20 protein-coding genes and 1 pseudogene are annotated in these 16,786 nt (G+C 62.0%); 12 read left to right on the top strand and 9 right to left on the bottom strand.

Annotated features, from left to right (window positions below; translation table 11 throughout):
• Positions 1–37 precede the first annotated feature (37 nt).
• Positions 38–811 (top strand): hypothetical protein, encoded by a 774-nt coding sequence (locus ATO7_RS06060; protein WP_083560481.1) that lies wholly within the window; start codon positions 38–40, stop codon positions 809–811.
• Between the two features lie 9 nt (positions 812–820).
• Here ATO7_RS06060 and ATO7_RS06055 read toward each other — a convergent pair whose 3' ends face one another.
• From ATO7_RS06055 to ATO7_RS06045, 3 genes are read right to left on the bottom strand one after another with little or no spacing between them, the layout of a single operon-like run.
• A complete protein-coding gene (locus tag ATO7_RS06055) occupies positions 821–1,417 on the bottom strand; it encodes a hypothetical protein (RefSeq protein WP_158523068.1) in 597 nt (198 codons plus the stop codon).
• The gene (locus ATO7_RS06050) at positions 1,414–1,743 is read right to left on the bottom strand and encodes a c-type cytochrome (protein WP_083560476.1); all 330 of its coding nucleotides are present in this window, start codon (positions 1,741–1,743) and stop codon (positions 1,414–1,416) included. Before ATO7_RS06050 ends, ATO7_RS06055 begins: the two co-directional genes overlap by 4 nt.
• A complete protein-coding gene (locus ATO7_RS06045; RefSeq protein WP_083560473.1) occupies positions 1,743–2,072 on the bottom strand; it encodes a c-type cytochrome in 330 nt (109 codons plus the stop codon). The genes ATO7_RS06050 and ATO7_RS06045 overlap by 1 nt, the downstream gene beginning before the upstream one ends.
• A gap of 200 nt (positions 2,073–2,272) precedes the next feature.
• On the opposite strand from ATO7_RS06045, the gene ATO7_RS06040 reads away from it, so the two are divergent.
• Both ATO7_RS06040 and ATO7_RS06035 read left to right on the top strand, forming a co-directional pair.
• On the top strand, positions 2,273–3,784 hold the full coding sequence (locus ATO7_RS06040) for a Ppx/GppA phosphatase family protein (protein WP_083560471.1): 1,512 nt from the start codon (positions 2,273–2,275) through the stop codon (positions 3,782–3,784).
• A gap of 38 nt (positions 3,785–3,822) precedes the next feature.
• Complete coding sequence (locus tag ATO7_RS06035) at positions 3,823–4,386, top strand: hypothetical protein (RefSeq protein ID WP_083560469.1); 564 nt, start codon at positions 3,823–3,825, stop codon at positions 4,384–4,386.
• A gap of 61 nt (positions 4,387–4,447) precedes the next feature.
• Here the strand turns inward: ATO7_RS06035 and uvrD are convergent, their stop codons facing one another.
• Together uvrD and ATO7_RS06025 are read right to left on the bottom strand one after the other, a co-directional pair.
• Entirely contained in the window at positions 4,448–6,640 is a 2,193-nt protein-coding gene (gene uvrD, locus ATO7_RS06030; RefSeq protein WP_083560467.1) for a DNA helicase II, read from the bottom strand.
• A complete protein-coding gene (locus ATO7_RS06025; protein WP_083560465.1) occupies positions 6,640–7,728 on the bottom strand; it encodes a TRAP transporter substrate-binding protein in 1,089 nt (362 codons plus the stop codon). The genes uvrD and ATO7_RS06025 overlap by 1 nt, the downstream gene beginning before the upstream one ends.
• A 359-nt stretch (positions 7,729–8,087) precedes the next feature.
• Here ATO7_RS06025 and dtd point away from each other — a divergent pair, with 359 nt between their 5' ends.
• Positions 8,088–8,525 carry a D-aminoacyl-tRNA deacylase gene (gene dtd / locus ATO7_RS06020; protein ID WP_083560463.1) on the top strand — a complete coding sequence of 146 codons (438 nt, stop codon included), beginning with the start codon at positions 8,088–8,090 and terminating at the stop codon, positions 8,523–8,525.
• Here dtd and ATO7_RS06015 read toward each other — a convergent pair whose 3' ends face one another.
• On the bottom strand, positions 8,526–9,302 hold the full coding sequence (locus ATO7_RS06015; RefSeq protein ID WP_146680165.1) for a hypothetical protein: 777 nt from the start codon (positions 9,300–9,302) through the stop codon (positions 8,526–8,528).
• 112 nt (positions 9,303–9,414) lie between these two features.
• Between ATO7_RS06015 and hisB the strand changes: the two genes are divergently transcribed.
• The 8 genes and pseudogenes from hisB to tatC all read left to right on the top strand — a co-directional run.
• The gene (hisB, locus tag ATO7_RS06010) at positions 9,415–10,005 is read left to right on the top strand and encodes an imidazoleglycerol-phosphate dehydratase HisB (RefSeq protein WP_083560459.1); all 591 of its coding nucleotides are present in this window, start codon (positions 9,415–9,417) and stop codon (positions 10,003–10,005) included.
• A gap of 22 nt (positions 10,006–10,027) precedes the next feature.
• A complete protein-coding gene (gene hisH, locus ATO7_RS06005) occupies positions 10,028–10,669 on the top strand; it encodes an imidazole glycerol phosphate synthase subunit HisH (protein WP_083560457.1) in 642 nt (213 codons plus the stop codon).
• Positions 10,669–11,412, top strand: coding sequence for a 1-(5-phosphoribosyl)-5-[(5-phosphoribosylamino)methylideneamino]imidazole-4-carboxamide isomerase (hisA, locus tag ATO7_RS06000; protein WP_083560455.1), 744 nt, complete (start codon positions 10,669–10,671; stop codon positions 11,410–11,412). The genes hisH and hisA overlap by 1 nt, the downstream gene beginning before the upstream one ends.
• Positions 11,412–12,185: an imidazole glycerol phosphate synthase subunit HisF gene (gene hisF / locus ATO7_RS05995; protein ID WP_083560454.1), complete on the top strand. Its 774-nt coding sequence runs from the start codon at positions 11,412–11,414 to the stop codon at positions 12,183–12,185. Before hisA ends, hisF begins: the two co-directional genes overlap by 1 nt.
• On the top strand, positions 12,182–12,856 hold the full coding sequence (hisIE, locus tag ATO7_RS05990; RefSeq protein WP_083560452.1) for a bifunctional phosphoribosyl-AMP cyclohydrolase/phosphoribosyl-ATP diphosphatase HisIE: 675 nt from the start codon (positions 12,182–12,184) through the stop codon (positions 12,854–12,856). Before hisF ends, hisIE begins: the two co-directional genes overlap by 4 nt.
• The gene (tatA, locus tag ATO7_RS05985) at positions 12,856–13,113 is read left to right on the top strand and encodes a Sec-independent protein translocase subunit TatA (RefSeq protein ID WP_083560450.1); all 258 of its coding nucleotides are present in this window, start codon (positions 12,856–12,858) and stop codon (positions 13,111–13,113) included. The genes hisIE and tatA overlap by 1 nt, the downstream gene beginning before the upstream one ends.
• Before the next feature lie 6 nt (positions 13,114–13,119).
• Positions 13,120–13,407 (top strand): Sec-independent protein translocase protein TatB, encoded by a 288-nt coding sequence (tatB, locus tag ATO7_RS05980; protein ID WP_083560448.1) that lies wholly within the window; start codon positions 13,120–13,122, stop codon positions 13,405–13,407.
• Positions 13,407–14,198 (top strand): annotated as a pseudogene (gene tatC, locus ATO7_RS05975) (twin-arginine translocase subunit TatC); the annotation flags it as partial. The gene tatB and the pseudogene tatC, both read left to right, overlap by 1 nt.
• Positions 14,199–14,213: 15 nt before the next feature.
• Here the strand turns inward: tatC and aroE are convergent.
• Genes aroE through hemB form a run of 3 tightly spaced genes read right to left on the bottom strand, consistent with a single transcriptional unit; the run spans position 14,214 to position 16,737 of the window.
• On the bottom strand, positions 14,214–15,020 hold the full coding sequence (gene aroE / locus ATO7_RS05970; RefSeq protein ID WP_083560444.1) for a shikimate dehydrogenase: 807 nt from the start codon (positions 15,018–15,020) through the stop codon (positions 14,214–14,216).
• Positions 15,017–15,766 carry a glutathione S-transferase family protein gene (locus ATO7_RS16745; protein WP_158523067.1) on the bottom strand — a complete coding sequence of 250 codons (750 nt, stop codon included), beginning with the start codon at positions 15,764–15,766 and terminating at the stop codon, positions 15,017–15,019. The genes aroE and ATO7_RS16745 overlap by 4 nt, the downstream gene beginning before the upstream one ends.
• On the bottom strand, positions 15,748–16,737 hold the full coding sequence (gene hemB / locus ATO7_RS05960; RefSeq protein ID WP_083560442.1) for a porphobilinogen synthase: 990 nt from the start codon (positions 16,735–16,737) through the stop codon (positions 15,748–15,750). The genes ATO7_RS16745 and hemB overlap by 19 nt, the downstream gene beginning before the upstream one ends.
• Positions 16,738–16,786: the final 49 nt, after the last annotated feature.

Below are 16,786 nucleotides of genomic sequence, written 5' to 3'. Positions count from 1 at the left end.
AGCACCTGACATTCGAAAGTGAGTGAGATTGAGTTCCATGAAAAAAGTTTCCCTGATCGCCCCCCTGAGCCTGGGTCTGGCCGCCATCGTGCCCTTGAGCGCTGCGGCTGAAACCGAGTTTGGCTACTCCCCTTGGTACGCCAGTGTCAGCGGCACGGTCAGTGATCAAGGCCGTGAAGTGTCGCTGCGCGAAGAATTGCAGCTGAACAGCAGCGCCAGCCACGGGTTCCTTGTTGATGAAGGTGGCTGGTTGCGCCTGAACTATACTCCGGTGGACTACTCGGCCCAGGGGCAGGTCACCTCGGAAACGCAGTTCGGCGGCTCGGTTTATCCGGTTTCGGCCGACCTGCTGACCGATGCGGATCTCACCGATATGGGCTTGCGTCTGTTGTGGCATCCGGGCGAGCAGACCGATTTTGGCCTGGGCGTCACCGTCAAGGTGATTGATGCCGATATCCGGGTTACCAACATGGATAGCGGTGGTGATGGTGGTCTGCTCGGTGGTTTGCTGGGTGGCGGTGGCGACGATGAGCCCAGCACCGAACGTGAAACCGTGAGCGAGGTGTTTCCGATGTTGTCGCTGGCCTACAACAACCCATTGACCGAGCTGTTCTCGGTCGGTGGTGAGGCGTCCTATATCACCTACCAGGACGACGAAGTGCTGGAATTTGCCGCCCACATCGAGTTCCGTGGCGAAGCCCTTGGGCTGCGTCTGGGGTGGCAGGAAAAACGTTACGACATCAGCGACAACGGGTTCACCCTGGATGCGCGCTTCAATGGTGCCTACGCCCAGCTCAGCGTGTATCTCTGAGCCAGACCTTTACTCGGTACTGAAAAAGCGCAGGCCGGCGGTGTAACGCCGGTCGTCGTCGCCCTGACTGTATTGCGCGGTCAGGGCGATGGCTGGCGAAAGCTGAACGGCCAGCCCGCCGAACCAGATCACCTCGTCCGGGCTGTCGTCCAGATTTAGATAGCGGGCGCCAGCATCGAGTTCCAGGCGTGAACTGGTCGCCCATCTCAGACCCAGTTCAATGGCGTAGCCAGAATCTTTGTCGACGACCTTACGATCCAGGGTTTCGTAGCTGACCAAACCGTAAATGTCGGCATGCTCGGCGATTCTGGAAAACATACCGATGCCGCCAGACAACGCAGACACTTCGGCGTTGCTGGCGTCGTTCTTGTAACGGCTGTAGCTGACCCGCAGGAAACTGCCGGGCTCCAAAGGCGCCGACAGGCGGGCTTCGTAGCCGTCCGCGTCCTCAGCGTGTGCCAGATCAGGGCTGACCCGCAGCCACGAGGCCTGCAGGTAGTTGTAGTCCAGCGGTGCCGCCGTCAGGGGCGATGCCGCGCCCAGCAGCATCGCTACGCCGGCGAAGCGGACGCCGGACACCATGGGCCGACGCCGCGTCAGGCTCACTGTTGCTCGTACTTGGGCGTATACAGCCCGCTTTGCTGAGCGTAGTAGGCCGCCAGATCTTCGATGTCCTGAGCACTCAGGTTGGCGGCCTGGCCGGCCATGATCGGGTTGTTCCGGTCGCCGCTCTGATACTGCTCAAGCGCAACGATCAGATAGCTGGCGTGCTGGCCCGCGATGTTCGGAAACGCCGGGCTCGGGCTCATGCCATTGGCCCCATGGCAGGCTGCGCAGGGCGCAGCTTTCTTTTCGCCGGCAACCGGATCGCCGGCCGCATGGGCAAAGCTGGTGCTCAAGCCAAGAGCTGCAATCGCAATCAACTTGCGCATTATTTTTCCTCCGCGTTGCCGGCTTGGCTCAACCAAGCGGCCAGATCGGCAATGTCTTGATCGCTCATCGTTGCCGCTTGCGCGTGCATGGTCGGATGCTTGCGATCACCGCTGCGGTAGGCTTTCAGTGCCGCTTCCAGGTAGGCCGCGTGTTGGCCGCCCAGGCGCGGAACCCGATACGTCGGGTAGGCGTTGGTGTAACCCACGATGCCGTGGCACCCCATGCAGGTGTCTGCCTTGACCTTGCCGGCCTCGACATCACCTGCGGCCTGTGCGCTCAACGCGCTGAGCAGCAGCCCCAGCCCGCCAGCGTAAGCCCATGATTTCATTATAATCTCTCCGGAGGAGTGTCGCAGTAAACCTGCATATGCTTCCGAATTTGCCAGTGCGAGTCAATTCCGCGCCTTGGTCACGTGGATACAGGCGTACCCGGGAGGCGGAAGCTTGACGGTGATCCGTTATAGTCTGGGCCGACTGGCTATCAATCGATTCGGGGCAAGGTTTGCAGCCCCAAACAGGTGCATACGCGATGAAACAACCCGCCGGAACGAGCGCGGAACCAACGATCGTGGCCGCGGTGGATCTGGGGTCAAACAGTTTCCACATGCTGGTTGCTCGGGCTGGCGAATCGGGACTGCAGGTCATCGATCGCTTGCGTGAACCGGTGCGTTTGGCCGAGGGCCTCACGGCAGACAAGACCTTGAGCGCGGATGCTGAAGCCAGGGCACTGGATTGCCTGGAGCGTTTCGGGCAGAGGCTCAAGGACATTCCTGCGCACCGGGTGCGGATTGTTGGCACCAACACCCTCAGGCGATTGCGTCGGGCGCGGCATTTCATCGCTCAGGCCGAAGCCTGCCTCGGCCATCGGGTCGAAGTCATTGCCGGGGTTGAAGAAGCGCGCCTGATCTACGGGGGGGTGACGCATGGCCTGCCGGCCAATGGCAGTCGTCGGCTGGTGGTGGATATCGGTGGCGGCAGTACCGAACTGATCATTGGTGCCGACGATGGGCCGATGCTGATGCGCAGCGTGCACATGGGCTGCGTGTCGTGGACACAGCAATTTTTCGCCACGGGCGATTTGTCGCGCAAAAGTTTGCGGCGTGCCCGCCTGCAGGCCAGCGCGGCGTTGAAGTATCTGGTTCGCGACTACCGCGAAGCTGGCTGGGATGTGGCCCTGGGGGCATCCGGTTCAATTCGTTCGATATGGCGCGTGGGGGCGGCCATGGGTTTGGGTGAGCACCATGTCACGCGCGGCAGTATCGAAGCGATTGAGCAGGCGGTCAGTGACTGCGGCTCGATTGCGGCCCTGGATTTGCCCGGTTTACGGGAAGACAGAAAGCCGGTGTTTGCCGGCAGTCTCAGCGTGCTGGCCGGGGTGTTTGATTCCCTCGAAATTGACAGTATGGAGGTGTCCGACCGGGCGCTGCGCGAGGGGGTGATTTACGACTTGCTCGGGCGCTTGTCTGACCAGGACGTCCGTGATCGCTCAACCACTGCCCTGGCAGGCCGGTTCAAGCTGGATGTGGCGCAGGCTCAGCGGGTGGAGCAGTTTGCTGCCGCCCTGTTCGATCAGGTTGCCCCCAGCTGGGGCTTGGATGACGACGAATATCGCCATTTTCTGTGCTGGGCGGCGCAGCTGCATGAGGTGGGTATGGCGATCTCCTATGCGGGCTATCACAAACACAGCGCCTACGTGCTCGCGCAGGTCGACCTGCATGGATTCTCGCGCACGGATCAGCAGATTCTTGCGGCTATTGTGCGCGGGCACCGTGGTAAGTGGTCGGATGATGGGTTCAAATCTTTACCCAAGGGCTGGCGCAAAGCAGCGCAGCGCCTGGCGGTGCTGCTGCGTGTGGCGGTGATTCTGAATCGTGGCCGAAACCTGACTGAGCCTCCAGCGGTTGAGGCGCGCGCTGGTAAATCCGCGCTGAAGCTGCGCTGGCCTACGGGCTGGCTGGAGCAGCACGCGTTGACCCGGACTGACCTCGAGCAGGACGCTCAGCGCCTGCGTGCATGCAAGTTCACGTTAGAATTCACCTGATACCGGCAACGCCGGGCACAGGCTATAGGGGGTAGCAGATGAAGGGAGTCATTCTGGGTGCCGTGATCGGCGCGGCGGTCATGTTTTTCTGGGGCTTTCTGTTCTGGGGCGTGTTGCCGGTGGGCAGCGCGGCGATGAGTGGCGTGGACAATCAGGCCGCATTTCAGAGCATGCTGGCCCAGAACCTGGGCGAAAGCGGTGTCTACGTGGTGCCGTTTTCCGAAGACCCCAGCGATGCCGAATTCCAGGCCCTGCATGCCGAAGGCCCGATCGCGACGGTGTATTACCGTGCGGAAGGCAGCGAGCCGATGTCGACCAGCACCTTCGTGATGGGCTATCTGCATGAACTGGTGGTCCTGCTGATTATGGGCGTGATGCTCAAGATGGCGGCTATTGCCAGCTATGGCGCGCGTCTGGTGGTGGTGTTTCTGGGCGGTTTGTCCGGGGCGGCGCTATCGTCGCTGTCGGGGCCGATCTGGTGGCTGCACCCGTGGAACATGGCGGTCATCGACCTGATCTACCAAGGAGTGGCCTGGTTGCTGGCCGCACTGGTACTGGCGGCACTGGTCAAGCCAGCCTCTCGGCATGGCGGCGTGGCCTGAGGGTAGCGGTTTCGCGCCCGCTGATTCAGGCGCTGCAGTGATGAGCTGCAGCGCGTTGCGGTCAGGCCGGGCTGAGTTGGGCGAGCTCCAGCAGTAGCCATTTGCTGCCCACGGCGGAGAAATTCACCTCCACGCGCGCGCGCGGGCCCTCGCCCTCGAAGCGCAGAATCACGCCGTCGCCAAATTTGCCGTGCTGCACGTGCTGGCCCAGTTTGAATCCACCCTGGGCCGGCTGCTGTTCAAAATTGCCGCGCAAAATCTCGCCACGCGGCTGGTAGCGCGGCTGGCTGACGCGCAAGCGGGGCCGGATCTCCTCGACGCAGTCCGCTGGCAGCTCGGCCAGAAAGCGCGACGGCTGAGCGGGCATCTCGCGACCATGCAGGCGCCGCGATTCGGCGTGGGTAATGTGCAGATGCTCGCGCGCACGGGTCATGCCGACGTAGCACAGACGGCGTTCCTCTTCGAGGCCGTCACTGCTATCCACCGAACGCATGTGCGGGAACAGACCCTCTTCCAGGCCGACCAGATAGACCACCGGAAACTCCAGGCCTTTGGCCGCATGCAGGGTCATCAACTGCACGCAATCCTCCCAGCGGTCGCCCTGGTCCTCGCCCGCTTCCAGTGCGGCGTGGGTCAAAAAGGCGGTCAGCGGGGTCAGGTCGTCATCCTCAAGGTCCTCGAAGCCCTTGGCCGCACTGGCCAGTTCGTCGAGGTTTTCCTGGCGGGACAGCGCCTTGTCGCCGCGTTCTTTGCCATGGTGGGCGTGCAGGCCGCTGGCCTGAACCACCTCCCGGGTCATTTCCGACAAGGTCAGATCTTCGGTCGCCACGGCGAGCTCTTCGATCAGCTGCAGGAAACCACCGATGGCTTTGGCGGCGCGTCCGCCCAGCGTGCCGCTGGCCATGGCCTGAGCGGCATCCCACATGGACAGGCCTTGATCGCGCGCATGGCGGCGCAATTTGTCCATGCTGGTGGCGCCGATTCCACGTGCCGGGGTGTTCGACACACGCTCGAACGCGGCATCGTCGTCGCGATTGTTGATCAGGCGCAGGTAGGCCAGGGCATCCTTGATCTCGGCGCGCTCGAAAAAGCGCAGGCCGCCGTATACCCGGTAGGGGATGTCGGCGCGGATCAGGGTTTCCTCGAACAGGCGTGACTGCGCGTTGGAGCGATAGAGGATGGCGCAATCGCTGCGCTGGCCGCCTTCGTTGATCCACTGGCGAATCCCGCTGATGACGTATTCCGCCTCTTCGTAATCGTTGAAGGCTGCGTAAACCCGCACCAGCGCGCCATCGCCGCCGTCGGTCCACAGGTTTTTGCCGAGCCGGCCGCCGTTGTTGCTGATCAACGCATTGGCGGCATTAAGGATGTTGCCGGTGGAGCGGTAGTTCTGTTCCAGGCGCACCGCGTCGGCGCCGGGGTAGTCGCGCGAGAAACGCAAAATGTTTTCGATCCGCGCGCCACGGAAGCTGTAGATCGACTGATCGTCGTCGCCTACCACAAACAGCTTGCCCTGATCCCCGGCCAGAACCTGCAGCCAGGCATATTGCAGCGCATTGGTGTCCTGGAATTCATCGACCAGGATGTGGCGGAAGCGGCGGCGGTAATGGGCCTGAATGTCCGGGTTGTCGCGACACAGCTCGTGAGCGCGTAGCAGCAGCTCGGCAAAATCCAGCAGGCCGGCGCGCTCGCGTGCATCTTCGTAGGCGCTGTAGAAAACTTGCAGTTGGCGCGAGTGTTCGTCCTCGTCGCCGGCCTGGTGGCCAGGCCGAACCCCCGCCTCTTTCTGGCGGTTGATGTAGCCCTGAACCTGGCGTGCCGGCCATTGGCTTTCATCCATGTCCATGGTCTTGATCAGACGCTTGATGAAGCGTTTCTGATCATCCGCATCCATGATTTGGAAGTTCTGCTGCAGGCCGGCCTCGCGCCAGTGCATGCGCAACATGCGGTGGGCGATGCCGTGGAAGGTGCCCACCCACAGGGCATCCACCGGTTGCTGCAGCAAGGCCTGCAGGCGCCCACGCATTTCGCCGGCCGCCTTGTTGGTGAAGGTGACGGCCAGCAGGCCGAATGGCGATACGCCTTCGACCTGCATCAGCCAGGCGATGCGTCGAATCAGGACACGGGTTTTGCCGCTGCCGGCACCGGCCAGAACCAGGCGATGTTCGGGCGGCGCGGTGACCGCCGTTTCCTGATCCTGGTTGAGGCCTTCGAGTATCGCCGAGAGGTCGTCGTTGTTGTCCTGGCGCAGCATCAGCGGCGCAGGTTGAGGTAGGCCTTTTCGGCAAAGGCGGTGCTGCGCACGACGCTGTCGCGGTATGCCTTGTAAGAGGCATAGACCTTGGCCGTGAAGCTGTCGGCAGCGGCCATGTCTTCAAGCAGCTGGTCGGAAATTTCCTGCAGCTTGGCAATCAGGTCTTCGGGATAAGCATGCACCTTAACCCCATGCTCGTTGACCAGCGTTTCCAGCGCGCTTTGATTGCGTGCGGCGTATTCCGACAGCATGCGCCGATCGGCCGCGGCGGCGCAGACCCGCACGATCTCCTTGAGGTCATCCGGTAGCACATCCCAGGCATCCCGGTTGACGATGGCTTCCAGGGTTGCCCCGGTTTCCTGCCAGCCCGGGTAGTAATAGTGCTTGGCCGCCTTGTACAGGCCGAACGCCAGATCGTTGTAGGGGCCAACCCAGTCGGTGGCGTCGATGGCGCCGGACTCCAGCGCGGTGAACAGCTCTCCGCCGGGAATGTTGACCGTGGTGGCGCCGGCCCGTGCCATCACTTCGCCGCCCAGCCCCGGCATGCGCAGCTTGAGCCCTTTGAGATCGGCGACCGAGTGAATTTCCTTGCGAAACCAGCCGCCCATCTGAGTGCCGGTGTTACCGGCAGCGAAAGGCACCAGGTTGAAAGGTGCATACAGTTCCTGCCACAACGCGTTGCCGCCACCGAACTCCAGCCAGCCGTTCATTTCCTGGGCGGTCAGGCCAAATGGCACGCCGGTGAAGAATGACGAAGCGGGTGCCTTGCCTTTCCAGTAATAGGCAGCGCCATGGCCCATTTCGGCGGCGCCGCTGGACACCGCGTCAAACACCTCAAGCGCCGGCACGCGTTCGCCTGCGCCGTAGACCTTGATGGTCAGGCGGCCGCCGCTGGCTTTGCCGATGGCTTCGGCCAGGTAGTTGGCGCCGGTGCCCAGACCGGGGAAGTTCTTGGGCCAGGTGGTGTACATCTTCCAGGTAAAGCGTTGCTGTGGCTGCGGGGCGGCAGCAACACTCTGGCTGCCACTGTCACATGCGGCCAATGCACCGCCTGCAGCGGCCAGGGTCAGAAGATCACGGCGTTTCATCGATGTGCTCGTTGCGTCATACGTTGGCCGGTGATTCTAACGCGGCATGCGCCGGCGTCACGATCGGGGGTTGGGCCTGCGTTTCGAGCGGGCAAAAAAATGCCCGGCAGGGAGGGTGCCGGGCGAATTGCCATGCTAGGCTGGAGAACCTTGGGGGAAGGGCCGAATCGCTGTCCCTTGCGAATTCGACCCCAACCGCCTTGCGGCGGGGTGCAGCCGAAGCTGCGACCAACTCAATCCGGAGTTGATGATTCCATTTTGCGACGCAGCGCGCGGTGTGTCTGTCGGGCGCTTCGGTGGCGTGTCGTAGGACGGTTCTTACAACTGTATACGGCCCGTTTCAGCACGGTGAAAAGACCATGAGATGCATATTGCAGCGCGTCTGTGAGGCTTCAGTCAGCATTGATCAGCGCTGCGTGGCGCGCATCGCCGGCGGGCTGCTTGTGCTTACTGGAATTGCGCCGGGCGATGACCACAGCCATGCTCAGCGTATGCTTGAGCGCATCCTCGGTTACCGCATTTTTAACGACCAAGCCGGGCGCATGAACCGCAATGTGGTCGAGACCGGAGGGGGAGTTTTGCTGGTTCCCAATTTCACGCTGATGGCGGATACCCGCAAAGGCATGCGGCCCAGCTTCACCAGTGCGGCGCCGCCGCAGCAGGCACGGGACTTGTTTGAGTGGATGTGCGCCAGCGCCGCGCAGCAACACGATGATGTCGCTTACGGCGTATTCGGTGCTGATATGCAGGTGGCGCTGGTCAATGACGGACCGATCACCATCACCCTGGAGGTCTAGTCAGGCGCAGGCGGCTGGCAACGCGCCGAGATTCTTCGTGCGGCGGAGCAATTTCTTTGCACGCCAGCGATCCAGCCCCTCATCCAGATCGGCGGCCAAACTCTGGTAACGCTGCTGGCCCCGTGCGGTGAGAATGATCAGTTCGCGCGGCTGGCTGCGTGTCTGGATGTCACCGCTGTTGATCAGGCCATCCAGGGCGTAGAGCAAGTCCGGCTCAGATAGACCCATTTCAAACCAGTGTGCGCGGATGGTTTCAAACGGTAGGCTGCCGCCTGCTGCGAGTCGGTAATGGTGGGTCAGGCCCAATATGCTGAGCTGCATGACGCGTGGGGTCAGTTCAGCATCGCGTGAGCGAAACACGCTGGCGTGCTCCAGGCTGCGTGCGGGGGGCGCGGATGAGCTATCAGCGGCTTGGCTGGCAGCGCGCTGAGCCATTGGCGGGGCGCGTCGCACTCGCGGTTTGCTGCTGCGTGGTTTGGGCTGCGCTGCCGGTGCCGGTGCCGGGGCGGGTTTTTGATGGCCCACCTCGACGCCGCTTGGGGTCAGTTCCAGCATGGTGCTCGGCGTATTGAGGTGTACCCGCACAAGCTGATGGCGCTGCAATTGGGCAATGGCCAGATTCAGTTCATGCTTGGAGCGACCGGATTCTTCCCACGACACATTGAGGATCGAGAGCTTGATGCGATCACCAATCAGCATGCCGCGGGCGAGCATCAGGTGCAGCACAATGGTGGCTGCCGGATCGAGTCTCAGGCTCATCTCGGACGTCCAGTTCATGGTGGGATTTACAGCATGAAAGCAGGCGAGTGAGGAAAGCGTGAACAAGGATGCTGGGCCTGTGCCGCCGGACGGAGTATCCTATGCCCTTCATTGTGTCTAGTGATGCTTCATGTCTTCCCGCCAAGCTTCGGTGGCGCGCGACACGCGCGAAACGCAAATCCAGGTCGAATTGAACCTGGACGGCAGCGGTCAGGCCGATCTGAATACCGGCGTTCCCTTTTTCGATCACATGCTCGACCAGATCGTCCGTCATGGCGCTTTGGACCTCAAGCTTGTGGCCAAAGGGGATCTGGACATCGACGACCATCATACGGTGGAGGATGTCGGCATTACGCTGGGTCAAGCCTTTGCCAAAGCGGTTGGCGACAAGGCCGGTATCCTGCGTTATGGCCACGCCTATGTGCCGTTGGATGAGGCGTTGTCCCGGGTGGTGATTGACCTGTCCGGGCGCCCCGGCCTGTTTTACCGGGTGGACTATCCGCGAGCACGCATCGGGAATTTCGATGTTGATCTGCTGCGCGAGTTCTTCCAGGGCTTTGTCAACCATGCCCAGGTGACCTTGCATATAGACAGTCTCGAGGGCATCAACGCCCACCACGTCGCCGAAACGGTGTTCAAGGCATTCGGCCGTGCGTTGCGCATGGCGTGCACGCCAGACGCCCGTATGAGCGGCATTCCCTCGACTAAAGGCGCGTTGTAGCTCAGCGCAGAAGGCCAATCTCGTGTCTACCATTGGTGTTATCGATTACGGCATGGGTAATCTGCATTCGCTGTCGCATGCGCTGGGACGCGCAGCGGGCGAGATGCGGGTTGACGTCAGCTATGATCCAGACAAATTGCGCAAGGCGGATCGACTGATCCTGCCGGGCGTCGGCGGTGTGCGTCAGTGCATGGGCGAATTGCAGCGCCTGGAGCTGGACGACCTGGTCAAAGAGATGGTAGGTCAGGTACCGATCATGGGTATTTGCCTGGGTATGCAGGTGTTGCTCGACTACTCCGAAGAAAACAACGGCGTGGATGCGCTGGGGGTATTCCCTGGCGAGGTTCGCAAGTTCGTGCCGCTGGAACGTGATGGCGAGAAGCGCAAGATTCCGCATATGGGCTGGAATCAAGTGCATTTCACGCAGGATCATCCGTTGTGGCACGGGGTTAGCCAGGACGCCTGGTTCTACTTTGTGCACAGTTACTACGCTCGCCCGATTCATGAAGAACATGTCTTGGGCAAGACGGAATACTTCGGCGAACGCTTTGCCAGCGTATTGTTGCGTGATGGCGTGTTTGCCACGCAGTTTCATCCCGAGAAAAGCCAGGGTGCGGGGATGCAGCTGTTGGTCAATTTCATGAACTGGGATGGTGAAGCCTGATGCTTTTGATACCGGCGATCGATATCAAGGACGGAAAATGTGTACGCCTGCGCCAGGGCAAGATGGACGATGTCACGGTGTTTGCCGATGATCCGGCCGAAATTGCTGCGCGCTGGATCGAGCAAGGTGCCCGACGCATACACGTGGTCGACCTCGACGGCGCGCTCAACGGCGAGCCAACCAATGCAGAGGTGGTCAAGCGCATCTGCCAGGTGTCTGGCTCCGTGCCCGTGCAAGTGGGTGGCGGTATCCGCGACGAAGACACGGTAGAAGCCTATCTTGAGGCCGGCGTTCAATATGTCGTAATTGGCACCAAGGCCGTGACCGCACCGCATTTTGTGGGCGATCTGTGTGTGGAATTCCCAAGCCACATCATCGTTGGTCTGGACGCCAAAGATGGCAAGGTTGCCATCGATGGCTGGTCCAAGCTGTCCAATCATGACGTGATCGATCTGGCCCAGCATTTCGAGCGTGATGGGGTCGAGGCGATCATCTACACCGACATCAGCAAAGACGGCATGATGCAGGGCGCCAGCCTGGAGTCGACCCGCGAGCTGGCCAGCCAGATCACCATCCCGGTCATTCTGTCCGGTGGTGTCAGCGGCATGGCCGACATCGAAGCTGCCTGTGGTTTGCAGGATGACGGCGTCATGGGCGCCATCATCGGGCGTGCGCTGTATGAAGGCGATCTGGATCTCAAGACCTGCCAGGCCTACGTCGACGACAAGATGGGGCGCGAGTAGTGCCCCTCTCCAAGCGCATCATTCCGTGCCTGGATATTGATCGTGGGCGCGTGGTCAAGGGCGTCAAGTTCCTGGAAATCCGCGATGCCGGTGACCCGGTCGAAGTGGCCCGTCGTTACGATCAGCAAATGGCCGATGAGCTGGTATTCCTGGACATCACGGCAAGTTCGGAAAAGCGTGAAACCCTGTATCCCATCGTTGAGCAGGTCGCCGCGGAAATCTCCATTCCGCTAACCGTTGGCGGTGGTGTGCGCAGCACCAATGACGTGCGCCGCCTGCTGCGTTGTGGCGCGGACAAGGTCTCGATCAACACCGCGGCCGTGACCGAACCAGAACTTGTGACCCGTTCGGCGGATCGCTTCGGGGCGCAGTGCATTGTGGTCGCAATTGACGCCAAGCGCGTCAACAAGCGCAAGGAAGAGCCGCGCTGGAACGTATTCACCCATGGTGGCCGTAAGGACACCGGACTGGATGCGGTGGAATGGGCTGTCAAAATGGTTGAAATGGGCGCCGGCGAATTGTTGCTGACGAGCATGGACCGGGATGGCACCAAGGAAGGTTTTGACCTGGAAGTGACCCGCGCCATCTCCGATGCTGTGGATGTGCCGGTGATCGCATCCGGCGGCGTGGGCACCCTTGAGCACCTCAAGGACGGCTTTGAGCAGGGGCGCGCAGACGCGGTGCTTGCGGCCTCCATCTTTCATTACGGTCAGCACACCGTTGGTGAGGCCAAGGAATTCCTGGCTGCGCACGGTCTGGAGATGCGCCGGTGAGTCTGGCCGACGCGGTCAAGTGGAATGCCGACGGGCTGGTATGTGCCGTGGTGCAGGACCGTGTGAACGGCACTGTACTGATGCAGGCGTGGATGAATGCCGAGGCGTTGGAGCAGACCATCACGACGGGCCAGGCCACGTTCTGGTCGCGCTCGCGCGGGGAAATCTGGGTCAAGGGTCTGACCTCGGGCAACACCCAGCGGGTTGTTGACCTGCGCCTGGACTGCGACGGCGATTGTCTGCTGCTGTTGGTGGACCCGGCCGGGCCAGCCTGTCACACCGGTGAAACAAGTTGTTTCTATCGTAGTGCGGATGTCGCCGGCTGGCAGGATGCGCCGCCACCGTCTGCGACCACGCTCAAGGCGCTGGCCGGACAGCTGGAGCAGCGCAAGAGTGCTGATCCCGGCTCGTCCTACGCAGCCAGTCTGTACGCCAAGGGCCGTCACAAAATTCTCCAGAAGCTGGGTGAAGAAGCGGTCGAAACGGTGCTCGCCGGGACCGGCGATGACACGCAGCCGCTGGTTTATGAAATGGCTGATCTGTGGTTCCATGCGCTGGTCCTGCTGGCCGACGCAGGCCTGAGCCCGGACGATGTTCTGGCTGAGCTGGCACGCCGTGAAGGTGTCTCGGGTCTGGCAGAAAAGGCGGCGCGCAACAAAGGAGAATCCTGATGGGATTGGGTGGTATCAGTATCTGGCAATTGTTGATCGTGCTGGCGATCGTGGTGCTGCTGTTCGGAACCAAGAAGCTGCGCAACATCGGCGGGGATCTCGGGTCCGCAGTCAAGAGCTTCAAATCGGCGGTCAAGGACGGCAACGAAGATGCCCTCAAGCCGGACGAACCCGAAGCCCTGGACGATGACAAAGCCGAGGGCGTGGCCGAATTCAGCGAAGAAAAAAAGCCCGCTGACAGCGACAAATCGGCTTAACCCTCAATGCTAGACGTCGGTTTTTCCGAACTGCTGCTGCTGGCGGTCATCGGCCTGCTGGTGCTCGGTCCTGAGCGCCTGCCCAAAGTCGCGCGCACGGTCGGCTACTGGGCCGGGCGTGCACGCGGCTATGTGCGCCAGATGACCAGCGAGCTGGATCGTGAGGTGCAGCGTGCGGAGATGAAACAGTACGTCGAGGATTCACGTCGTTTGCTCAATCAGAAGATTGATCTGGACGACAACAGCGGCACTGGCCAGAGCCCGTCCGCTGCGGACGACAAGAAAACCGACTGATGGGCAAGCCGCACAAGGCGTCCTCGGACAGCCACAAAGAAGCCCTCAAAGAACAGCCGCTGATCGCCCATCTGCTGGAATTGCGCGATCGCCTGTTGCGCATCGTGCTCGGCGTGCTGGTGTGCATCGTGCCCATGGTGCCGTTCGCACAGGACATTTTCGCGGCCCTGGCCGATCCGTTGCTGGCCAGCATGCCGGAAGGCACCAGCATGATTGCGACCGAAGTGGCCTCGCCATTTCTGACCCCGTTCAAGCTGACCCTGCTGCTCGCCATCGTGGTGTCCATGCCGTGGTCGCTGTATCAGATCTGGGCTTTTGTCGCGCCCGGGCTGTATCAGCACGAACGCCGCTTCGCCCTGCCGCTGGTGGCCTCCAGCACCCTGCTGTTCTACACCGGCATGGCGTTCGCCTATTTTGTGGTCTTTCCGCTGATTTTTGGCTTCTTTGTGGCCGCCGCGCCCGAAGGGGTGGCCGTGATGACCGACATCGGGCGATACCTGGATTTCGTGATCACCATGTTCTTGGCCTTTGGCGCCGCCTTTGAAGTGCCGGTTGCCATCGTCCTGATGGTGCGCATGGGTTTCACCACGCCGGGGGCCTTGCGCGAGAAACGCGCCTACGTGCTGGTCGGTGCGTTCACCGTCGGCATGGTGCTGACCCCGCCAGACATGTTCTCGCAAACCTTACTGGCGCTGCCGGTCTACGCGCTCTACGAACTGGGTATTCTGGCCGCCGCCCTGATGGTGCCCGGCTCGCGCGAGGTCGATGCCCAGCGCAAGGCCGCCAGCGGCAAATAAGCCGGCCGCTCAGGCCGCAGCCATGTCCTGATGCAGGGCTGTGGTGTCGGGCAACTCACCGGTCCAATGCTGCCAGGCCAGTGCCGCCTGTTCGATCAACATGCCGATGCCCGGATGGACCGCCGCCGCACCTTGCGCTGTGGCCCAGTCCAGAAACGGTTGCGCGGCCGGCCCGTAGCTCAGGTCGTACGCCACGCCGCCAGCTGCGAACAACTGCTGCGGCAGGCGTGGAGCCTGGCCATGGTGGCCCGCTGCGGTGGCGTTGATCAGCAGGTCGAAACGGTCGCCCTTAAGGGCCAGATTGGCCCGGCAGACCAGCGGGCCGTGCGCCAAATAAGCTTGCTCGCGGCCTTCCAGCTTGAGCGGATTGCGGTTGGCCCAGACCAGTTCGCTGGGCTGTTCATCCAGCAGTGGCTTGAGCACACCGCGTGCGGCTCCGCCGGCGCCGATCACGGCGATACGCTTGCCCTTGAGGGCGATGCCCAGACGCTTGAGGTCGCGCACCATGCCGCGCCCGTCCGTATTCTCGCCGCGCAATCCCTGCGCATCAGGCACCAGCGTATTGACCGCCCCGGCCAGCTCGGCTTCATGGCTCAGCGCGGCGCAACTGCCCATCACCGTGGCCTTGTGCGGCAGGGTCACGTTCATGCCATGCCCCCCGGCAGCGAAAAACGCCTTGACCGTGGTGTCGACCTCGTCGCTGCTGCATTCGATCAGATCAAACTGGATCTCGCGCCCGCTGTTGTGGGCGAAATGCTTATGAATCTGAGGCGAGCGGCTGTGTGCCACCGGCTGTCCGATCAGTGCCAGCTTCATTGGAACTCGGGGAAGTAGTTTTCGCGCATGCGCTGGGCATAGGCGACCAGTGACGCATGCTGCTCGGCAATGTCAGCCAGTACCGTGCGCTGGCTGGCCTGCAGCACGTTGCTGAGGATGCCGTAGGCGCTGGCGTCAACCGTGGCCGGCTGGTAACCGCCAAAGTATGGGCGCTCACCCAGATTGGCGGCGAGTGCGTTCATGTCTTCGTTGAAACGGTGCAGGACCTGGTCGCGGCTGTGCCGGGCCAAACCCTGGCCGAGCGCATCACGGCGCATCTTGCGGCGCACCAGGCCGGCCACCAGGGATTGGCTGAGGCCGCCCAGATTGCCGAAAAAGGCTTTGCGGGTGTTCGGCCAGTTGTCTTCGTCGATCCAGCGGAAATACATCAGCGCCCAGTAGCTGTGTTCTTCAAGCATGCGGATCAGAGCCAGCGCACGACCGCGTTCCACGGTGCTGAGCTGGGTGTCGAGCTTGAGGTCGAAGTGCTTTTGCAGGGCGTGAATGGCACAGCCGCTGTCGGCGATGATCTTGCCGTCAATCTCCAACGCCGGCAGTTTGCCCAGCGGCATCTTGCGCGGGTCGGGGGTGATCACGGTTTCGTAATTAAGCCCGGCAATGCGCAGCCAGGTCTCCAGCTTGACGCAGAACGGGCTGCCGTTGGGCAGGCCCAGGGCTGGGGCGAACTGGAACAGTCGGAGTTTCGGCGCGGCTGGCGCGCTCTCGCTTACGGGTTGCTCAGCCATTGGGCTACCTGTGGTGCGTAATAGGTGAGAATGCCATCGGCGCCGGCGCGTTTGAAAGCTGTCAGGCATTCCAGCACGGCTTTGCGTTCGTCCAGCAAGCCCGCCTGGGCTGCGCATTTGAGCATGCTGTACTCGCCGCTGACGTGATAGGCAAAGGTGGGTAAGCCAAACTGCGTTTTGACCCGCCAGATGATGTCGAGATAAGGCAGGCCGGGTTTGATCATGACGCCATCAGCGCCTTCGGCGATGTCGAGTTCGACCTCGCGCAGTGCTTCGTCACCGTTGCCGATATCCATCTGATAGGTGTGCTTGCCGCCGCCGCCCAGATTGGCCGCGGATCCGACCGCGTCGCGAAATGGGCCGTACAGGTCGGAGGCATATTTGGCCGCGTAGGAGATGATGGCGGTGTTGTGCCGGCTGTCACGTTCCAGCACCTCGCGCAAACGCCCGATGCGTCCGTCCATCATGTCTGAGGGCGAAACCACATCAGCGCCGGCGCGGGCATGCACCAGGGCCTGACGTGACAAGGCTCCGACCGTGGCATCGTTCAGCACGTAGCCGGTGTCGTCGATCAGGCCATCCTGGCCATGGCTGGTGTAGGGGTCCAGCGCCACATCGGTGATGATCAGCAGTTCAGGGTAAGCGGCTTTGAGGGCGCGCACGCTGCGCGGCACCAGGCCATCCGGATTGAGTGCTTCACTGCCATCCGGCGTTTTCAGCGCGTTGTCGATGACCGGAAACAGCACCAGCGCGGGAATGCCCAGCTGCACGGCCGTGGCTGCGGCATCGAGCAGTGCATCCGGCCCCAGACGTTCAACCCCGGGCATGGCGCTGACCGCTTCACGGCCCGGCTGCTCGCGAATGAAGACGGGCCAGATCAGGTCGGCCACACTGAGTTGATGTTCACGAACCAGTCGACGGCCGGCGGCCGTAGCGCGCCAGCGGCGCATGCGGGTGGCGGGAAATCCCATGGATACAGTCGGTTTTTGCGAGGCCTTCATTCTACGCGATGGGCGCTGT

It is taken from the genome of Oceanococcus atlanticus (genome assembly GCF_002088235.1).
Classification (GTDB): Bacteria; Pseudomonadota; Gammaproteobacteria; order Nevskiales; family Oceanococcaceae; genus Oceanococcus; species Oceanococcus atlanticus.
Note: the sequence above shows the minus strand (reverse complement) of the source record. Positions and strands in the feature narration are given on the sequence as shown.

Excerpts from the sequence above, each read along its gene's own strand:
- aroE (WP_083560444.1), bottom strand. The coding sequence starts at position 15,020 with ATGAAGCTGGCACTGATCGGACAGCCGGTGGCACACAGCCGCTCGCCT.
- ATO7_RS06015 (WP_146680165.1), bottom strand. The coding sequence starts at position 9,302 with ATGAACTGGACGTCCGAGATGAGCCTGAGACTCGATCCGGCAGCCACC.
- ATO7_RS06045 (WP_083560473.1), bottom strand. The coding sequence starts at position 2,072 with ATGAAATCATGGGCTTACGCTGGCGGGCTGGGGCTGCTGCTCAGCGCG.
- ATO7_RS06035 (WP_083560469.1), top strand. The coding sequence starts at position 3,823 with ATGAAGGGAGTCATTCTGGGTGCCGTGATCGGCGCGGCGGTCATGTTT.
- tatB (WP_083560448.1), top strand. The coding sequence starts at position 13,120 with ATGCTAGACGTCGGTTTTTCCGAACTGCTGCTGCTGGCGGTCATCGGC.
- ATO7_RS16745 (WP_158523067.1), bottom strand. The coding sequence starts at position 15,766 with ATGGCTGAGCAACCCGTAAGCGAGAGCGCGCCAGCCGCGCCGAAACTC.
- hisA (WP_083560455.1), top strand. The coding sequence starts at position 10,669 with ATGCTTTTGATACCGGCGATCGATATCAAGGACGGAAAATGTGTACGC.
- dtd (WP_083560463.1), top strand. The coding sequence starts at position 8,088 with ATGAGATGCATATTGCAGCGCGTCTGTGAGGCTTCAGTCAGCATTGAT.
- ATO7_RS06025 (WP_083560465.1), bottom strand. The coding sequence starts at position 7,728 with ATGAAACGCCGTGATCTTCTGACCCTGGCCGCTGCAGGCGGTGCATTG.
- ATO7_RS06060 (WP_083560481.1), top strand. The coding sequence starts at position 38 with ATGAAAAAAGTTTCCCTGATCGCCCCCCTGAGCCTGGGTCTGGCCGCC.
- ATO7_RS06050 (WP_083560476.1), bottom strand. The coding sequence starts at position 1,743 with ATGCGCAAGTTGATTGCGATTGCAGCTCTTGGCTTGAGCACCAGCTTT.
- hemB (WP_083560442.1), bottom strand. The coding sequence starts at position 16,737 with ATGGGATTTCCCGCCACCCGCATGCGCCGCTGGCGCGCTACGGCCGCC.
- tatA (WP_083560450.1), top strand. The coding sequence starts at position 12,856 with ATGGGATTGGGTGGTATCAGTATCTGGCAATTGTTGATCGTGCTGGCG.
- uvrD (WP_083560467.1), bottom strand. The coding sequence starts at position 6,640 with ATGCTGCGCCAGGACAACAACGACGACCTCTCGGCGATACTCGAAGGC.
- ATO7_RS06040 (WP_083560471.1), top strand. The coding sequence starts at position 2,273 with ATGAAACAACCCGCCGGAACGAGCGCGGAACCAACGATCGTGGCCGCG.
- hisB (WP_083560459.1), top strand. The coding sequence starts at position 9,415 with ATGTCTTCCCGCCAAGCTTCGGTGGCGCGCGACACGCGCGAAACGCAA.